The sequence below is a fragment of the Pseudomonas sp. NFPP12 genome (assembly GCF_900103205.1).
Taxonomy (GTDB): Bacteria; Pseudomonadota; Gammaproteobacteria; order Pseudomonadales; family Pseudomonadaceae; genus Aquipseudomonas; species Aquipseudomonas protegens.
This window is the reverse complement of record NZ_FMWW01000001.1, coordinates 37,102-55,211: the sequence shown is the minus strand read 5'-3', so window position 1 is coordinate 55,211 and position 18,110 is coordinate 37,102. Positions and strand designations below refer to the sequence as shown.

The following is an 18,110-nucleotide window of genomic DNA, read 5'->3' as shown; positions in this document are numbered from 1 at the left end:
TCAAACACCTGCGGGGCATCACCCTGCCACCTTTGCTGCGCCGCCTGCTGCGTCCCGTGCTCGACCCGTACCGGCGCTACCGTCACGCCCGGCTGATCCACGCGGTGCGGGTCGCCCTCGGCCTGATCGCCACCATCGTGCTGACCACCGGCCTCAACCTGCCCCACGGCGAATGGGCCTCGGTGACCATGCTGGTGGTGATCGGCGGCCTGCAGCATCACGGCAACATCGGCAAGAAGGCCGCGGAACGGGCCATCGGCACCCTGGTGGGCGCCGGGGTCGGGCTGGTGCTGGTGGTGCAGCAGGCCTACTTCGGCCACCCCTGGCTGACCTACCTGGGCATGTCGGTGGTGTGCGGCTACTTTTCCTATCACGCCATCGGCAAGGGCGGCTACACCGCGCTGCTGGCGGCGATCACCGTGTTCATCGTCGCCGGCCACGGTGACAACCAGGTCAGCGACGGCCTGTGGCGGGCGGTGGACATCCTCATCGGCATTGCCCTGGCCCTGGCGTTTTCCTTCGCCATTCCGCTGTATGCGGTGTACTCCTGGCGTTACAACCTGGCCAGCGCCCTGCGCGACTGCGCGCAGTTGTACGGGCGGATAATCAAGGGCCAGTCGGTGACCGACGACGAGCACCTCAAGCTCCTGGGCCGGGTCAACAGCGCCATGCTGCAACTGCGTTCGCTGATGCCTTCGGTGTCCAAGGAAGTACGGATTTCCATGACCGAGCTGGACGCCATCCAGCGCAACCTGCGCATGTGCATCAGCACCCTGGAGATCCTCGGCAACACCCGCCCCGATGCCAGCGACCCGCAGGCCATGGCGCAGATGCAACTGGCGCTCAAGGCCGAGCACCGGCAGATCCGCGTGCAACTGATCGGCATGGCCCGGGCCCTGCAATCGGGGGTCACCCAGCGCCTGGAGAAATCCGTGGAAGGCCACCCCGAAAACGCTCTGGAGGCCCCGGTGTATTCGGCCCTGGATGGTTACCGGCTGCTGACCCGGCAACTGGCCGCGACCCTCGGCGAGATGCACCAGCGCCTGGCCAAGAGCGCCCGGCACTGGAAGATCTAGAACAGCTCGCTGAAAGGAATGAAGGGCGCCCGATCCCCTGCCTGCAAGGTCCGGCCCTCGACGATTTCCACCAGGCCATCGGCCCAGGAAGCCCCCAGCAACACCCCGGAACTCTGGTTCGGATAAAGCACGGCGCGGCCGTTCTCCAGGCGCGCTCGCAGGTACTCGCGGCGCTTGCCGGCCTTGGGCCAAGCGAAGGCCACAGGCACCTCGACGCTCAGCGGCGCCACCTCCTGTACCCCCTGCAGCCGCAGCAGGTAGGCCCGGGCCAACAGGCCGAAGGTCACCAGTGCCGAGGCCGGGTTGCCCGGCAGGCCGATCACCGGCACCTGGCCGAAGTAACCCACGGTCAGGGGCTTGCCGGGCTTGATGGCGAGTTTCCAGAACAGCGGCCGGCCACTGTCCCTGAGCACCTGCCCGAGGCAGTCGGCATCCCCGGCGGAAACGCCGCCGGTGGTCAGGATCAGGTCCGCGCCATGCTGCAACTGCTCCAGCCTGAGGCGGGTGTGCTGCGGCTGGTCGGGCAGGATCCCGGCGTCGATCACCTCGCAGCCCAGGGCGTCCAGCCAGTGCCTGAGCAGGGTACGGTTGCTGTTGTAGATGCAGCCGGGGCGCATGGGCGTGCCCGGCTCCAGCAATTCATCGCCGGTGGACAGCAGCGCCACGCGCGGGCGGCGCACCACCTGCAACTCGGTACAGCCCTGGGCGGCGGCCACCGCCAGTTCGAAGGGGCCGAGGCGCTTGCCGGCCTGCAGCAACACCTCGCCGGCGCGGTTCTCCTGGCCCTGGGGGCGAATGTTCTGCCCCGTTTTCAGGGCCTGGGTAAAACGCACCCGGCCGTCTTCCAGCAGCTCGACGTTTTCTTGCATCTCAACGCAGTCGGCGCCTTCGGGCACCGGGGCGCCGGTGAAGATCCGCGCACAGCTGCCCGGTTGCAGGGGCGCACCGGGCTGCCCGGCGAACACGGTCTGCGCTACCGGCAACGGTGCACCGTCCCAGTGCTGCAGGTTCAGGGCGTAGCCGTCCATGGCACTGTTGGGCCAGGGCGGCAGGTCCAGGGTCGCCACCAGGTCGGTGGCCAGTACCCGTTGCCGGGCCTGATCCACGGCCAGGGTTTCGCTCTCCGGCAGGCGCTGGGCGTCGGCCATGGCCAGCAGGCTGGCCAGTGCCTCTTCCACCGGCATCAGTGGGTTCTGGCTCATCCCCGGCTCTCGCAGGCCTGCACCGGCTTGAGGTGCGGCACGAAATTGCATGGCCGGTGTCGGGCATCCAGCTGCTCGGCGAGGATGCCTTCCCAGGCGGTGCGGCAGGCCCCGGTGGAGCCCGGCAGGCAGCACACCAGGGTGCCATTGGCCAGCCCGGCCAGGGCCCGGCTCTGCACCGTGGAGGTGCCGATATCGAGAATCGAGATGGCGCGAAACAGCTCGCCGAAACCGTCGATGTGCTTGTCCAGCAGGCAGCCCACGGCTTCCGGGGTGCTGTCGCGGCCGGTAAAGCCGGTGCCACCGGTGATCAGCACCACCTGGATGCGCTCGTCGGCGATCCAGGCCGCCACCTGGGCGCGGATCTTGTACAGGTCATCCTTGAGCAGGTTGCGCTCGGCCAGGCTGTGGCCGGCCTCCAGCAGGCGGCTGACCAGCAGTTGCCCGGAGGTGTCAGTGGCATATTCCCGGGTATCGCTGACCGTCAGCACGGCAATGTTCAAGGGTACAAACAACGCATCCGACTTCACGCTCATGTCATTCTCCGACCGGCAGGCTAAAAATCATGAACCCAGGCTAAAGGCCCGCCGACGCGGCTGTCTAATCGTTCTGGCTGACCGGATTATCGATGCGCTCTATCATCCTGCCGGGCCCTGCCAGGGGGCCGATAAAGCCCGTCAATCGGCCATTCAACACTTCCGATTGGACGTACCCGAAGGACAATGCCATCGTTTGCGCCACCTACTTGATATGCGTCCTGCCATGACCCCGACCCAGCCCGCCCCCGCCTGTTCCCTGCCCTGCTCGATCCTGCTGCTGGCCGGTGGCCGCGGCTCGCGCATGGGCGGCCAGGACAAGGGCCTGGTGGCCTGGCGCGGCCAGCCGCTGATTGCCCATGTGCAGGCGGTGGTGCGGCCCTTGAGCGATGACCTGATCATTTCCTGCAACCGCAACGCCGAGCGCTACCGGGCCTATGCCGACCGCTTGGTGGAGGACGGGCAGAAGGATTTCCCCGGGCCCCTGGCCGGAGTCCTGGCCGGCCTCGCGACGGCCCGCCACCCCTGGCTGCTGGTGCTGGCCTGCGATGCGCCGCAGATCGACGCGGCGCTGATCCAGGCCCTGCTGGATGCCCGCGGCAACGACGCCAGGCCGGTGATGGTGCAGCAGGCCGGGCAATGGCAACCCATGTTCAGCCTGATCCCCACGGCGCTGCTGGGTGACCTGCGCCAGGCCTGGGACAACGGCGAGCGCAGCCTGCTGCGGGCCCTGGCCGCCCATGGGCTGAGGCCCCTGCCCTGCGCCGCGGACGATCCGCGGCTGAGCAACTTCAATACCCCTGAACTACTGTCTGAAGCAGGCCCCAAGCCCCTGGCCTGAACAGCGCCGGAGGTGCCCAAGGGCGCAACCGGGCAAGGCCCCAGGCCTTTTCATGGGCGCAACACCTGCGTTATTACTGAACCCGACTTTTCCCACAACAGGTGCCATCGTGGACATCAAGCAACTCAAGTTTCTGATCGCCCTGGAGCAGACCCGGCACTTTGGCCAGGCCGCCGCGCGCTGCCATATCACCCAGCCGACCCTGTCCATGCGCCTGCGCAATCTTGAGGATGAACTGGACCTGATCCTGGTCACCCGTGGCCAGCGCTTCGAAGGCTTCACCGAAGCCGGCGAGCGGGTGCTGGCCTGGGCCAAGACCCTGCTGGCAGCCCATGACGGGCTGTTCGCCGAAGCCGCTGCCTGCCGCGGGCAACTGGTGGGCAAGCTGCGCCTGGGGCTGGTACCGCTGAGCGGCTTCAACCCCATCAGCTACGTGCAACAGCTATCGTCGAGCTTCCCGGAACTGCAGTTCAGCCTGTCGTCCATGAGCTCCGACCGGATCATCGAGGACATCGGCAACAACCAGCTGGACCTGGGGGTCTGCTACCTGGACCACGTCAACCCCAACTACCTGGACTTCTTCGAGATCGGCGAGACCCGGGTCGGCCTGCTCTACGACACCCGACACTTTCATTTCGAAGGCACCGAGATGAGCTGGGAGGACGCCGCCGAACTGCCGCTGGGCATGCTCAGCACCGGCATGCACTATCGCAAGTCCATCGACCTGAGCTTTCGCAGCCGCGGCCTGAACCCGCAGCCGATCCTGGAAAGCGACTCCACCTACCAACTGTTCCAGGCGATCCACGAAGGCTTCTGCTGCTCGATCATGCCCCTGGACAGTGGCCTGGATTCGCCCATCGAGAACCTGGCCTTTATCCAACTGCCGGATGCCAGCGTGCTGGCGCCACTGGGGCTGGTGATGCGCAAGACCGAGCCGCGCTCGGCGATTGCCGAAAAGTGCTTCGCCGAAGCCAAGAAGCTGTTTGCGATCAAAGAGTGAATCAATGCCCCAGGGCCGCCCACGGCCCTGGGCGAATCGAATGCAACGAGGTGTGGTCATGGTTTGCCGGATCGAACAAACGGAGCAACAACCCGAGGCCAATGCGCCGGCGCCGGCGCCGCAGCGGGTGGCCTATCGCGAGTACAGCGCCGACGGCCCGATGGCCGAGGCGCCGCTGGCCGCCGAGATCGCCCTGGCGATCACCTACAACGGCCTGAGCCAGGCGGTGATGATGGTGTCTCCGGGCAACCTGGAAGACTTCATTCGCGGCTTCAGCATCACCAACGACATCGTCAATGACCTCGGCGAAATCTACGACATCCGCCTCAGCCACTTCCCCCAGGCCTGCCAGGCCGACGTGGAAATTTCCAGCCGGGCGTTCTGGGCCCTCAAGGACCATCGCCGGCAAATGGCCGGCACCAGCGGCTGTGGCCTGTGCGGAGTGGAGGCCCTGGAACAGGCGCTGCCGCAACTGCAGATCCTCGAACCCGCGGCCCTGCCACCTGCCGAACACCTGCAGGGCCTGCGCGAGCGCATCGAACAGGCCCAGCACATGGCCCGCAGCAGCGGAGCCCTGCATGCGGCGCTGTACTTCGACGAACAGGGCGAGGTGCGCCTGTGCCAGGAAGACATCGGCCGCCACAACGCCCTGGACAAGCTGATTGGCGCGCTGCTGCAGGCCGGGATCGATGGCCGCCAGGGCTTCACCGTGGTCACCAGCCGTTGCAGCCTGGAACTGATCCACAAGGCCGTGCGCGCCCGCCTCGGCACCCTGGTCAGCCTCTCGGCGCCGACCGCACTCACCGTGCAATGGGCCAACAAGCATCGCCTGAACCTGATCCACGTCCCCCACCGCAACGCCCCACGGATCTACAGCCCGGTGTAAATGCACCACGCCGGATGACATGCATCCGGCGTGGTTCCCCCCTTCCCTCAAGCCTCTGTCAGCGGCTTAAGCTCAACGTTCGGCACCCCAACGTTCGGCCGCCTGCCGGTCGCTCTCGCGGCCGTCGATCCAGCGTTCGCCGGCCGGGGTGACTTCGCGCTTCCAGAACGGGGCGCGGGTCTTGAGGTAATCCATGATGAAGGCGCAAGCCTCGAAGGCCGCTTGGCGATGGGCGCTGGCCACCCCGACAAAGACGATGGGCTCACCCACCTGCAGCAACCCCACCCGGTGCACCAGGCTCACCCGGTTCAGCGGCCAGCGCGCCTGGGCCTGCTCCACGATGCGCTGCAGCGAGCGCTCGGTCATGCCCGGGTAGTGTTCAAGAAACAGGCTGTGCACCGCCTCCCCCAGGTTGAGATCGCGCACATAACCGACAAAGGTCACCACGCCGCCGACGCTGGCGTCGCCGGCCTGCAAGCCGGCATTCAACTGGTCGAGGCTCAACGCCTGGGTCTGCACCTGGATGCTCATGCTCAGCCCCCGGTCACTTGCGGAAAGAAGGCGATTTCATCGAAGTCCTCGATGGCCGCATCGAGCTTGCACAGTTCCTGGTTCAGCGCGCACATCAGGCTGTTCTCCCCCAGCACCTGCGCCCAGGTTTCACCCCGGGCCATCAGCCGCTGGCGCAGGTCCTCGACGGTGCGCAGGCTGGCATCCAGGGGCAGTTTCTCGCCACCGCAGCCCAGTTGCTCACGGTAGCGGGCAAAGTAGTTGACCAGAATCATCGGGCCTCTCCTGCGATAAAGGTGCCGGACTTGCCGCCCTGCTTCTTCAGCAGGTGCAGCCCTTCGATGACCATGGCGCGGTCCACCGCCTTGCACATGTCATAGATCGTCAGCGCCGCCACGCTGGCGGCGGTCATGGCTTCCAGCTCGACCCCGGTGGCGCCGTTGAGCCGGCAGCAACTGGTGATCTGCACCCGGTCCGGCGGCAGTGCCTGCAGTTCGATGTGGATCCCGGTGAGCAGCAACGGGTGGCACAGGGGGATCAGTTCGTGGGTCTTCTTTGCCGCCATGATTCCAGCGATGCGCGCCACGGCGAACACATCGCCCTTGGGATGGCCCTGGTCCTGGATCAGTTGCAGGGTGGCCGGGAGCATGCGCACCCAGGCCCGAGCCTGGGCCTCGCGCTCGGTAGCGGCCTTGCAGGTGACATCCACCATGCTGGCCCGGCCCTGGTCGTCCAGGTGAGTGAGTTCATTCATGTGCAACCTCGGATAACAACAGTGGATCAGCTCAGGACATAGTCCACCGGCTCCAGCGCCGGCGGCAGTTCGGTGGCCCCCAGGGCCTCGAGAATCTCGCGCTCGATGTTGCGCACGATGGCGCTCAGCGGCAGGTCGTTCTCGTCGTGGCCGAAGGGGTCTTCCAGCTCGTCGCCTATGGCGTCCAGGCCGAAGAAGGTGTAGCTGACGATGGCGGTGAAGATCGGCGTCAGCCAGCCCAGGGGCTCGGCCATGGCAAAGGGCAGGAGGATGCAGAACATGTAGCTGGTGCGGTGCAGCAGCAACGTGTAGGGAAACGGCAGCGGCGTGGCCTTGATCCGCTCGCAGGTGGATTGCGCGCCGGTGATGGCCGCCAGTTGATTGGCCAGCAGCAGGTAGCGCCATTCGCTGAGCCGCCCCGCCTGGGCCTGGTCCGAACACTGGCGCGCGATCTGGCGCAGCAGGCTGTCCGGCAGGTTGCTGGTGCTTGCCGGCGGCAACTGGCTGAGCCAGGTTTCGGCAGCGCTCAGTTCATCTTCGCGGCGCAGCCGGGCCTTGAGGGCATGGGCGAAACCGCACAGGTCGCGCAGGATCGCGCTGCGCGCCCGGGTGTCTTCAAGCACCTGGGTTTCGCGGATCATCGAGCGCACCTCGGTCACCACCGTGCCCAGGGACTTGCGCGCTTCGTACCAGCGGTCGTAGCAGGCGTTGTTGCGAAAGCTCATGAAGATCGACAGCGACAGGCCGAGCAAGGTGAACGGGGTGGCATTGACCTTGGAGAAATACGCCGGGTGCAAGGTCTCGATCAGCACGATGGCCGAGGCCAGCAGGGTCACCAGCAGGCTGCGCAGGGCGATGCGCTTGGCAATCGACCCTTTGAGGGAAATCAGCACGCTGATCAGGTTGGGTTTGGATCTGACGATCATCGGGGTAGAACCTTTGCACAATGAAAAGCCGTGATGAGCAGCGGTTCAGCCGCCGGTCATGTTCATGAAGCGCACCACCTGCACCTCGTCGTTGAGTTCGAAGTGATGGCTGTAGGGCTTGAGTTTCATCGCCTCGACTATGGCCCGCTGCAGGCGCCCGGTATCGCCGGGGTGAGCGCGCAGCACGGCCTTGAGGTCCACCGAGTGCTCGTTGCCCAGGCACAGCAGCAAGCGGCCTTCGACGGTCAGGCGCACGCGGTTGCAGGTGCCGCAGAAGTTGTGGCTGTGGGGCGAGATGAACCCCAGGCGGATGTGCGGCGCCTCGGCCAGGCGCCAGTAGCGCGACGGGCCCTGGGTCGACTCGGCGGACTCGATCAGGGTGTAGCGCTCGGCGATCCGCTCGCGAACCCGGGCACTGGAAAAGAACGCATCGCTGCGGCTGTGTTCGCTTATGGTGCCCAGGGGCATTTCCTCGATAAAGGAGATGTCCAGGCCGCGGTCGATGGCAAAGGCCACCAGTTCGTTGATCTGCCGGTCGTTGCGCCCCTTCATCACCACGCAGTTGAGCTTGGTGCGCTCAAAGCCGGCGGCAATCGCCGCGTCGATGCCGGCAACCACCTGGCCCAGCTCGCCGGTGCGGGTCAGCTGGCGAAACAGGGTCGGGTCCAGGCTGTCGAGGCTGATGTTCAGGCGCTTGACCCCGGCGTCGAACAGCGGCGCGGCCAGCTTGCCCAGTTGCGAGCCGTTAGTGGTCATGCACAGCTCCCGCAGCCCGGGCAGCCGGGCAATGTCCCGGCACAGCTGGACCACCCCGGGGCGGATCAGCGGCTCGCCGCCAGTGAGGCGGATCTTGCGGGTGCCCAGGGCCACGAAACGTTCGGCCAGCTGGTACAGCTCCTCCAGGGTAAGAATGCCTTGGCGCGGCAGGAACTGCATGTCCTCGGCCATGCAATACACACAGCGAAAATCGCAGCGGTCGGTCACCGACATGCGCAGATAGTCGACCCGCCGAGCGAAGCCATCGAGCAATACCTGATCTGACATCCGAGCCTCTTTCGACGGTGGGAATCCATCGCGATTAGTTGAAGTTCTTCCACACAAGCACATGCAGAAGGTGTTATTGGCGGCAAGATTAAAAGCCATTAAAAGCCCCGTCCAATCGCTATTAACAACTGGCTGATCAATACAATCTATCGCTCCTCAAATCGCTTCCAACAAAGACCGAAACAAACAACCATCTATTTGATATATATAGATTTTTAACACTGATAGAGGCTTTCGATCAGCCGGTCATTAATTGCGATTAGACAGCGGCCACGGGTGACGAATAGGCTTTATTCGTGGCCCATATAACGAGCCCTGAAAGTTACTCCACGCCAATAAGCAATACCGAACTCAAACAAGTTCACAACAACCGCATTTAGCCTGTGCAGTCAAACAATCACTGACATCAATTCAATGTCGGCCGGTTGCCTGCGTGCGCTGTATTGGAGAAATATCATGAGCGAAGTTGATCGATACAAACCCTACAAGGGCGCCGCTGCCGGTTGGGGGGCGCTGATCGCAGTGACCAAGAACTGGCTGGGCAGCGAGAACGCCTTCAAGAACATCCGCGCCATGCTCAAGACCAACCAGAACGGCGGCTTCGACTGCCCCGGCTGCGCCTGGGGCGAGTCGCCGGAAAACGGCATGGTCAAGTTCTGCGAGAACGGCGCCAAGGCGGTCAACTGGGAAGCCACCGGGCGCCTGGTGAACCCGGCCTTCTTCAACAAATACACGGTCTCGGCCCTGGCCGCGCAGAGCGACTACTGGCTCGAGTACCAGGGCCGCCTGACCCACCCCATGCGCTATGACGCCACCCAGGACCGCTATGTGGAAACCACCTGGGACGAAGCCTTCGAGCTGATTGCCAGCCACCTCAAGGGCCTGGACTCGCCGAACCAGGCGGAGTTCTACACCTCTGGCCGGGCCAGCAACGAGGCGGCCTACCTGTACCAACTGTTCGTGCGCGCCTATGGCACCAACAACTTCCCCGACTGCTCCAACATGTGCCACGAGGCCAGTGCCGTGGGTATGTTCGAAAGCGTCGGCGTGGGCAAGGGCACGGTGGTGTTCCATGACCTGGAACAGGCCGACGCGATCTTCGTCATCGGCCAGAACCCCGGCACCAACCACCCGCGGATGCTCGAGCCACTGCGCGAGGCGGTGAAACGCGGTGCCCAGGTGATCTGCTTCAACCCGCTCAAGGAACGTGGCCTGGAACGCTTCCAGCACCCCCAGCACCCGCTGGAGATGCTCACCAACGGCTCCGAGCCCACCTCCTCGGCCTACTTCCGCCCGGCCCTGGGCGGCGACATGGCGGCCTTTCGCGGCATCGCCAAGTTCCTCCTGCGCTGGGAGCGCGAGGCCCTGGCCAACAATGGCGAAGCGGTGTTCGACCGGGCCTTCATCGCCGAACACACCTCGGGCCTGGACAGCTACCTGGCCGAGGTCGATGCCACGTCCTGGAACCACATCGTCGAGCAGTCCGGCCTGAGCCTGGCCGACATCGAGCTGGCCGCGCGCATGTACCGCAAGGCCAAGCGCGCGATCATGTGCTGGGCCATGGGCCTGACCCAGCACACCCACTCGGTGCCGACCATCCAGGAAGTGATCAACGTGCTGTTGCTGCGGGGCAATATCGGCCGTCCCGGCGCCGGCCTGTCGCCGGTGCGCGGCCATAGCAACGTGCAGGGCGATCGCACCATGGGCATCAACGAACTGGCGCCCACCGAGCTGCTGGATGCCCTTGAGGCGCGCTTCGGCTTCAAGCCGCCCCGGGAGCACGGGCACAACACGGTGATGGCGATCTCGGCCATGGAACAGGGCCAGGCCAAGGTGTTCATCGGCCTGGGGGGCAACTTTGCCCAGGCCACCCCGGACACCCCGCGCACCCACGCGGCCCTGCGCAACTGCGAGCTTACCGTGCACATCGCCACCAAGCTCAACCGCAGCCACCTGGTGACCGGGCGCGAGGCGCTGATCCTGCCGTGCCTGGGCCGCACCGATATCGACATCCAGGCCAACGGCCCGCAAGGCATCACCGTGGAAGACACCTTCAGCATGGTGCATATCTCCCACGGCCAGCTCAAACCCAAGTCGCCGCACCTGCGTTCGGAACCGGCGATCATCGCCGGCATCGCCAACGCCACCCTGGGCCAGCACCCCATCGACTGGCTGTGGGTGATCGAAGACTACGGGCGCATCCGCGACCTGATCGCCGACACCATCCCCGGGTTTTCCGACTTCAACCTCAAGCTGCTCAACCCCGGCGGCTTCCACCTGGGCAACGACGCCAGCCAACGACGCTGGAACACCGCCACCGGCAAGGCGCGGTTCATCCCCAGCGAACTGCCGGAACACCTGGTCAGCGCCGGGGTGCGCAAGCTCAAGGTCAAGCCCGACCTGATCCTGCAGACCATGCGCTCCCACGACCAGTACAACACCACCCTGTATGGCCTGGACGACCGCTATCGCGGGGTCTACGGCATGCGCGAGGTGCTGTTCGCCAACGAGGACGACATCCGCCGGCTGGGCTACGAGCCGGGGCAGAAGGTCGACATCGTGTCGCTGTGGGATGACGGCCGGGAACGCCGGGTCAGCGGTTTCACCCTGATCGCCTACGACATTCCCGCCGGCCAGTCGGCCGCCTACTACCCGGAGACCAACCCCCTGGTGCCCCTGGAAAGCTACGGCGACCGCACCTACACACCGACCTCCAAGTTCATCGCCATCCGCCTGGAGCCGGCGGCGGCCAGCAACCTGATCCAGTCCGTCGGCGTTTGACCCGGCCGGAGCGGCCAAGGCGCCGCTCCAGCCTGCCCCGCGCAGCCTGTTGCCGTACGCCGCGAACCCGGGTTCACGGCGGCCGGAAGGCGCCTGCGCGGGCCCCCAGCCATTACGAGGGTTTCGTCATGTTTCATCTACAGGCACTCGACCTGGCGCGCATCCAGTTCGCGTTCACGGTCTCGTTCCACATCATCTTTCCCGCCATCACCATCGGCCTGGCCAGTTTCCTCGCGGTACTCGAAGGCTTGTGGCTCAAGACCCACAACAGCACCTACAAGGACCTGTACCACTTCTGGTCGAAGATTTTCGCCGTCAACTTCGGCATGGGCGTGGTTTCCGGGCTGGTCATGGCCTACGAGTTCGGCACCAACTGGAGCCGCTTCTCGGACTTCGCCGGGAGTATCACCGGCCCTCTGCTGACCTATGAAGTGCTGACCGCGTTCTTCCTCGAAGCGGGCTTTCTCGGGGTCATGCTGTTCGGCTGGAACCGGGTGGGTCGCGGACTGCACTTTTTCGCCACGGTGATGGTGGCCATCGGCACCCTGATCTCGACCTTCTGGATCCTCGCCTCCAACAGCTGGATGCAGACGCCCCAGGGCTTCTCCATCGTCGATGGGCGGATCATGCCCATGGACTGGCTGGCGATCGTCTTCAACCCGTCCTTCCCCTTGCGCCTGATGCACATGGCGATTGCCGCATTCGTCGCCACGGCGTTCTTCGTCGGATCGAGCGCCGCCTGGCACCTGCTGCGGGGCAACGACACGCCGCCGGTGCGCAAGATGCTGTCGATGGCGCTGTGGATGGCGCTGATCGTGGCACCGATCCAGGCGGTGGTCGGTGACGCCCATGGCCTGAACACCCTGGAGCACCAGCCGGCGAAGATCGCCGCCATCGAAGGCCACTGGGAAAACCACGGCAGCGAACCCTCGCCCCTGGTGCTGTTCGGCATTCCCAACATGGACGGCGAGAAAACCGACTACGCCGTGGAAGTGCCCTACCTGGGCAGCCTGATCCTGACCCACAGCCTGGATAAGCAGATCCCGGCGCTCAAGAGCTTCCCCAAGGAAGACCGGCCCAACTCGGCCATTGTGTTCTTCAGCTTCCGCATCATGGCCGGCCTGGGCATGTTGATGATCCTCACCGGGTTGCTGGGCCTGCTGCTGCGACGCAACGGCGCGCTGTACCGCAACCGCCTGTTCCTGCGCCTGGTGCTGTGGATGGGCCCCAGCGGCCTGATCGCCCTGCTGGCGGGCTGGATCACCACCGAAGTCGGGCGCCAGCCCTGGGTGGTGTACGGCCTGCTGCGCACCAGCGACGCCGCCTCCAACCACAGCGTGGCGCAACTGAGCATCTCCCTGGCGCTGTTCGTGGTGATCTACTTCTCGGTGTTCGCCGTGGGCATCGGCTACATGATGAAGCTGGTGCGCAAGGGCCCGCAGCCCCACCACGAGCATCCGCCCAGCACTGCGCCCGGCCAGGAGCCGACTCCGCGCCGGCCGCTGTCGGCCATCCCCGAGACCTTCGCCACCGGCGACCACCACCTCTGAAACAAGGGCAACCAACATGACGATTCAAGGCATAGACCTGTCATTGATCTGGGGCGTGATCATCGCCTTCGGGGTGATGATGTACGTGATCATGGACGGCTTCGACCTGGGGCTGGGGATCCTCTTTCCGCTGATCCCCGATGCCCGGGAGCGGGACGTGATGATGAACACCGTGGCCCCGGTGTGGGACGGTAACGAGACCTGGCTGATCCTCGGTGGCGCGGCGCTGTACGGCGCCTTTCCCCTGGCCTATTCGGTGATCCTGGAGGCCCTGTACCTGCCGCTGATCTTCATGCTCGCAGGGCTGATCTTCCGCGGCGTGGCCTTCGAGTTCCGCTTCAAGGCCAGCCCCGAGAAACGGCACATCTGGGATTGGGCGTTCATCGGCGGCTCACTGCTGGCGACCCTGTGCCAGGGCATCGTGATCGGCACCTATATCAGCGGCATCCCGGTGGTCGATCGGCAGTTCGCCGGCGGCACCCTGGACTGGCTGGCGCCCTTCCCGCTGTTCTGCGGCCTGGGGCTGATCGTGGCCTATGCGCTGCTGGGCAGCACCTGGCTGCTGGTCAAGACCGAAGGCATGCTGGAAGCGCGCATGCGCCACTACACCCGGCCCCTGGCGTTCGCGCTGACCGCGGTGGTGGCGGTGCTCTGCGTGTGGACCGCGCTGCTGCACCCGGAGATCGCCAACCGCTGGTTCAGCCATGCCCATATCGTGATCTTCGGTGCGCTGCTGGTGCTGGGGCTGGCGGCACTGTGCGGGCTCCTGGGCACTTTGCGCCAGCACCATTCCCACTGGCCGTTCGTGTTCACCCTGGTGCTGGTGTTCCTCGGCTACATCGGCCTGGCGTTCAGCATCTGGCCGAACATAGTGCCGCCGTCCATCAGCCTGTGGGAGGCGGCTTCACCGCTGTCCAGCCAGCTGTTCATCCTGATCGGCACCCTGTTCATCCTGCCGGTCATCCTGATGTACACCTGCTGGAGCTACTACGTGTTCCGCGGCAAAGTGAGGATTGGCGATGGCTACCATTGATCGAGCAACACCCCTGCCCTGGCACAAGGCTGTGGCGCAACTGAGCCTGCTGTTCATCGGCGCACTGCTGATGCTCGCCTGCAGCGGCGCACTGATGCTGGAGCTGGCGCATGGATAGGCTATCGACGCGGCCGCCACGGCCGGCATCCACCTGGCAGCGGTTGCTGTGGATGGGGGGTATCTGGCTGGCCAGTGTGGTGGGCCTGGGGCTGGTGGCCGGCGTGTTGCGGCTGCTGATGCAAGCCGCCGGCATGCACAGCCACTGAGCAGGGGCGATAACGCCTGCAACCCCGGCCCGCAATAGCGGGCCGGTTTTTTTTGCGCCTACAGGCCGGTGGGCGCGCGCTCGGCCAGGTCTTCCAACAGGTCGGCGGAGGGCACGAAGAACAGCCCGCCGGTGACCGCGGTGCTGAAGTCCAGCAGGCGATCGTAGTTGCCTGCAGGGCGGCCGACGAACATGTTCTCCAGCATCTGCTCCACCGGCCGTGGCGAGCGGGCGTAGCCGATGAAATAGGTGCCGAATTCCCCGGCGCCCGGGCGGCCGAACGGCATGTTGTCGCGCAGGATCTTCACCTCCTCGCCGTTCTCTTCCAGGGTGGTCAAGGAGCTGTGTGAGCAGCTGGGTTTCACTGCATCGTCGAGTTCGATATCCGACAGTTTGGTGCGGCCGATGATGCGTTCCTGGGCCTCCACCGTCAGTTCGTTCCAGGCGGTCATGTTGTGCAGGTACTTCTGCACCAGCACGTAGCTGCCATTGCAGAACTGCGGGTCCTCGTCCCCCACCAGGGTGAAATCCACCGCCTCGCGGCCTTCCGGGTTCTCGGTGCCGTCGACGAAGCCGACCATGCTGCGCATGTCGAAATAGCGGAAGCCCTGGACCTCGTCCACCACCTTGATCGAATCCCCCAGGGGCTTGAGCAACTGCGTGGCCAACTCGAAGCACAGGTCCATCTGTTCGGCACGGATGTGCAGCAGCAGGTCGCCGGGAGTCGATGGCGCGCGGCGCCCCTCCACGCCCACCTCGATGAACGGGTGCAGCGACGCCGGGCGCGGGCCGCCGAACAGGCGGTCCCAGGCGCTGGAGCCAAAACCGCAGACACAGGACAGATTGCCCCCCGGGACGCGCTTGCCCACCGAACGGGTCAAGGCGGCGATATCGGCGCACCAGTCGCGCACGGTTTGCGCGGCAGCGGCGCCGGGCGCCAGGGTGGCGACGATGAAGATCGCGCTACGGGTGATGGGATTGCAGATGGCTTGGGGCTCGGGCTTGCGCTCGGCCAGGGAGGACGGCTGGGTCATTATGGGTTCCACAGGCTGCGGTCGGAAAAATCACCGACAGGAAAATAGCAGATTGTGACCGTGGCAAGGGAGATTGCTCCCCCTGGAAGGCGCCGCCTTCCCATTCACCAAATCCCCGGGCCATCAAGCATCTCTGGCCTCGCACAGCGCACGACCCTGTAGCCGCTGCCGAGCCTGCGAGGCTGCGCAAAGGACCGCAGGGCCTTGCTTGGCGATCTACCGCCGGGCATCAGCGTTTTCCGGATCGCCGCGGCCGCTACGCGACCCTGCGGCAGCGGCTGCACGAGTCGCGAGGCGCTGTGACGCTGTGGCTCCGTTCAAGTGGGGCTTGAGCGCAACACTCGCACCGGCACCGATTTGTAGGACGGCGTGCCGCTGTCCACGTCCAGGTAGTCCAGGGGCACCAGGCGGTTGGCTTCGGGGTAGTAGGCGCCCACCGTGCCATTGGCGATCTTGTATTCGATGGCGGTGATCTTCTCGTAGCGCAGCCGGCGCCCGCCGATCACCGTTTCGATGTCCACCAGGTCGCCATGGGCCAGGCCCCGGGCGGCCAGGTCCGCCGGGCTGATGAACAGTACGTCGCGGCGGCCGAACACCCCGCGATAGCGGTCGTCCAGGGCGTAGATGGTGGTGTTGTACTGGTCGTGGCTGCGCAGGGTGATCAGCCGCAGCACATCGGCGCCGTCCACTTCCTTGTCCTCATGCAGCCCGGGAAAGACGAAGAATTCGGCCTTGCCCGAGGGCGTCAGCCACTGCCGCTCGGCTGCCGCCAGGGGCATGCGGAAACCACCCGGCACGCGAATGCGGGCGTTGTAGTCGTCAAAGCCGGGCACGGTCCGTTCGATCAGGTCGCGGATCTTGTCGTAGTCGGCCACCAGCTCCAGCCAGGGCACGCGGCTGCCCGGCAGGGTGGCCTTGGCCATGCCGGCGACGATCGCCGGCTCCGACAGCAAAAACTCGGAGGCCGGCGCCAGCTTGCCGGCCGAGGCATGCACCATGGACATCGAGTCTTCGACGGTGATCGCCTGACGCAGGCCGTCCTGCATATCCAGCTCGGTACGGCCCAGGCAGGGAAAGAGGAAGGTTTCCCGGGCCACCAGCAGGTGGCTGCGGTTGAGCTTGGTGGCGATGTGCACGCTCAGGTCCAGCTTGCCCATGGCCGGGAAGCACTGGCCCGGGTCCGGCAGGGCCACGGCAAAGTTGCCCCCCAGGCACAGCAGGGCCTTGGCGCTGCCGGCGATCATCGCCTGCATGGCTTGCACCGCATCGTGGCCGTGATGCGCCGGCGGGGTGAAGCCGAAGGTCTGCTGCAGCTTGTCGAGAAAGGCCGGGGAAGGCTTCTCGGTAATGCCCACGGTGCGGTTGCCCTGCACGTTGGAGTGGCCGCGCAACGGGCAGATCCCCGCCCCCGGCTTGCCCAGGTTGCCCCTCAGCATCAGCAGGTCGCAGATCAGCCGGACATTGGCCGTGCCTTCGTTGTGCTGGGTGATGCCCATGCCGTAGGTGACGATGGTGGCGTTGGACTTGGCATAGGCCGCGGCGACCATTTCCAGGTCCGCCTGGTGCAGGCCGCTGGCCTGCTCGATGTCTGCCCAGGCGGTGGCATGCAGGTCCGCCGCCAGGGCCTCGAAGCCCTGGGTGTGCTCGGCGATGAATGCCTGGTCCAGGACTTGCCCCAGGCTGTCCTCCAGGGCCAGCAGCGCCTTCATGATGCCCTTGATCGCCGCCGCGTCGCCGCCGGCCTTGACCTGGAAGTACGACGAGGCGATGCGGGTGGAGCCGTAGGTGGCCATCTCCACCATGTTCTGCGGGTCGGCGAAACGCTCCAGGGCGCGCTCGCGCAAAGGGTTGAAGACCATGATCGGCACCTTGCGCCGCGAAGCTTCATGCAGGGTGCCCATCATCCGCGGGTGGTTGGTGCCGGGGTTGTGGCCAATGGAGATGATCAGCTCGCAGAGGTCGAAGTCCTCCAGCGACACCGTGCCCTTGCCGATGCCAATGGACCGCGGCAGGCCGACGCTGGTGGGCTCGTGGCACATGTTCGAGCAGTCGGGAAAGTTGTTGCAGCCGTATTCCCGGGCGAACAGCTGGTACAGGTAGGCCGCTTCGTTGGACGCGCGGCCGGAGGTGTAGAACTCCACCTGCTCGGGTTGCAGGCTGCGCAGGATCTCGCCGATGCGGGCAAAGGCGTCCTGCCATGCCACAGGCTTGAAGGTGTCACTGGCGCGGTCGTAGACCAGGGGCTCGGTCAGGCGCCCGAGGTCTTCGAGTTCGTAGTCCGAACGCTGCAGCAATGAGGTCACCGGATGCTGGGCGAAGAACGCCGGGGTTACCCGCTTGTTGGTGGCCTCCCAGGTCACCGCCTTGGCGCCGTTTTCACAGAACTGGAAGGTCGACTTGTGCTCCTTGTCCGGCCAGGCGCAGCCCGGGCAGTCGAAGCCGTCGGGCTGGTTGGTGCGCATCAGGGTCAGCGGCGCCTTGAGGGTGTCCATCTGCTCGCGCACCGCGGTCGCAGTGGCCTTGAGCGCGCCCCAACCACCGGCGGGACCATCGTAGTTGCGGATTCCGGGAACCTTGCGTCGAGTACTCATGAGCGCTCCAGGGCCGGCCCGGCGCTGCACGACGCGAACCGGTGGTTGCGGGTGACCGAGGCGCGCCAGGGCAGGATGCCC

The 18,110-nt window shown here is 65.5% G+C and carries 18 protein-coding genes; 9 read left to right on the top strand and 9 right to left on the bottom strand.

Annotation, left to right across the window (positions count from 1 at the left end):
• Positions 1 to 32 precede the first annotated feature (32 nt).
• On the top strand, positions 33 to 1,076 hold the full coding sequence (locus tag BLS75_RS00285; RefSeq protein WP_065363310.1) for an FUSC family protein: 1,044 nt from the start codon (positions 33 to 35) through the stop codon (positions 1,074 to 1,076).
• Here the strand turns inward: BLS75_RS00285 and glp are convergent.
• Positions 1,073 to 2,278, bottom strand: coding sequence for a molybdopterin molybdotransferase MoeA (gene glp / locus BLS75_RS00280; protein WP_072449908.1), 1,206 nt, complete (start codon positions 2,276 to 2,278; stop codon positions 1,073 to 1,075). The genes BLS75_RS00285 and glp overlap by 4 nt on opposite strands.
• On the bottom strand, positions 2,275 to 2,814 hold the full coding sequence (gene moaB, locus BLS75_RS00275) for a molybdenum cofactor biosynthesis protein B (RefSeq protein ID WP_011061996.1): 540 nt from the start codon (positions 2,812 to 2,814) through the stop codon (positions 2,275 to 2,277). The genes glp and moaB overlap by 4 nt, the downstream gene beginning before the upstream one ends.
• Before the next feature lie 226 nt (positions 2,815 to 3,040).
• On the opposite strand from moaB, the gene mobA reads away from it, so the two are divergent.
• The 3 genes from mobA to fdhD all read left to right on the top strand — a co-directional run bounded on the left by mobA (position 3,041) and on the right by fdhD (position 5,541).
• Positions 3,041 to 3,655 (top strand): molybdenum cofactor guanylyltransferase MobA, encoded by a 615-nt coding sequence (mobA, locus tag BLS75_RS00270; protein WP_176707089.1) that lies wholly within the window; start codon positions 3,041 to 3,043, stop codon positions 3,653 to 3,655.
• A 109-nt stretch (positions 3,656 to 3,764) separates the two neighbouring features.
• Positions 3,765 to 4,655 carry a LysR family transcriptional regulator gene (locus tag BLS75_RS00265; RefSeq protein ID WP_011061998.1) on the top strand — a complete coding sequence of 297 codons (891 nt, stop codon included), beginning with the start codon at positions 3,765 to 3,767 and terminating at the stop codon, positions 4,653 to 4,655.
• Between the two features lie 58 nt (positions 4,656 to 4,713).
• Entirely contained in the window at positions 4,714 to 5,541 is an 828-nt protein-coding gene (gene fdhD, locus BLS75_RS00260) for a formate dehydrogenase accessory sulfurtransferase FdhD (protein WP_011061999.1), read from the top strand.
• A gap of 72 nt (positions 5,542 to 5,613) precedes the next feature.
• Here fdhD and moaE read toward each other — a convergent pair whose 3' ends face one another.
• Genes moaE through moaA form a run of 5 tightly spaced genes read right to left on the bottom strand, consistent with a single transcriptional unit; the run spans position 5,614 to position 8,775 of the window.
• On the bottom strand, positions 5,614 to 6,072 hold the full coding sequence (gene moaE, locus BLS75_RS00255) for a molybdopterin synthase catalytic subunit MoaE (RefSeq protein WP_072449907.1): 459 nt from the start codon (positions 6,070 to 6,072) through the stop codon (positions 5,614 to 5,616).
• 2 nt (positions 6,073 to 6,074) lie between these two features.
• Entirely contained in the window at positions 6,075 to 6,326 is a 252-nt protein-coding gene (moaD, locus tag BLS75_RS00250; RefSeq protein WP_011062001.1) for a molybdopterin converting factor subunit 1, read from the bottom strand.
• Entirely contained in the window at positions 6,323 to 6,805 is a 483-nt protein-coding gene (moaC, locus tag BLS75_RS00245) for a cyclic pyranopterin monophosphate synthase MoaC (protein WP_036996513.1), read from the bottom strand. Before moaC ends, moaD begins: the two co-directional genes overlap by 4 nt.
• Positions 6,806 to 6,831: 26 nt before the next feature.
• A complete protein-coding gene (locus BLS75_RS00240; RefSeq protein WP_072449906.1) occupies positions 6,832 to 7,731 on the bottom strand; it encodes a bestrophin family protein in 900 nt (299 codons plus the stop codon).
• A gap of 45 nt (positions 7,732 to 7,776) precedes the next feature.
• Entirely contained in the window at positions 7,777 to 8,775 is a 999-nt protein-coding gene (moaA, locus tag BLS75_RS00235; RefSeq protein ID WP_072449905.1) for a GTP 3',8-cyclase MoaA, read from the bottom strand.
• 456 nt (positions 8,776 to 9,231) lie between these two features.
• Here moaA and BLS75_RS00230 point away from each other — a divergent pair, with 456 nt between their 5' ends.
• The 5 genes from BLS75_RS00230 (at position 9,232) to BLS75_RS00215 (ending at position 14,405) form a co-directional block, all read left to right on the top strand.
• Positions 9,232 to 11,556, top strand: coding sequence for an FdhF/YdeP family oxidoreductase (locus tag BLS75_RS00230; protein WP_072449904.1), 2,325 nt, complete (start codon positions 9,232 to 9,234; stop codon positions 11,554 to 11,556).
• Positions 11,557 to 11,684: 128 nt separating this feature from the next.
• A complete protein-coding gene (locus BLS75_RS00225) occupies positions 11,685 to 13,106 on the top strand; it encodes a cytochrome ubiquinol oxidase subunit I (RefSeq protein WP_072449903.1) in 1,422 nt (473 codons plus the stop codon).
• 16 nt (positions 13,107 to 13,122) lie between these two features.
• Positions 13,123 to 14,139 (top strand): cytochrome d ubiquinol oxidase subunit II, encoded by a 1,017-nt coding sequence (gene cydB / locus BLS75_RS00220; protein WP_015636145.1) that lies wholly within the window; start codon positions 13,123 to 13,125, stop codon positions 14,137 to 14,139.
• The gene (locus BLS75_RS32690; protein ID WP_015636146.1) at positions 14,126 to 14,257 is read left to right on the top strand and encodes a hypothetical protein; all 132 of its coding nucleotides are present in this window, start codon (positions 14,126 to 14,128) and stop codon (positions 14,255 to 14,257) included. The genes cydB and BLS75_RS32690 overlap by 14 nt, the downstream gene beginning before the upstream one ends.
• Complete coding sequence (locus BLS75_RS00215; RefSeq protein WP_015636147.1) at positions 14,250 to 14,405, top strand: DUF2474 domain-containing protein; 156 nt, start codon at positions 14,250 to 14,252, stop codon at positions 14,403 to 14,405. Before BLS75_RS32690 ends, BLS75_RS00215 begins: the two co-directional genes overlap by 8 nt.
• Before the next feature lie 58 nt (positions 14,406 to 14,463).
• Here the strand turns inward: BLS75_RS00215 and BLS75_RS00210 are convergent, their stop codons facing one another.
• Complete coding sequence (locus tag BLS75_RS00210) at positions 14,464 to 15,438, bottom strand: Dyp-type peroxidase (RefSeq protein WP_015636148.1); 975 nt, start codon at positions 15,436 to 15,438, stop codon at positions 14,464 to 14,466.
• 317 nt (positions 15,439 to 15,755) lie between these two features.
• Entirely contained in the window at positions 15,756 to 18,029 is a 2,274-nt protein-coding gene (locus BLS75_RS00205) for an FdhF/YdeP family oxidoreductase (protein WP_072449902.1), read from the bottom strand.
• Between the last annotated feature and the right edge of the window lie 81 nt (positions 18,030 to 18,110).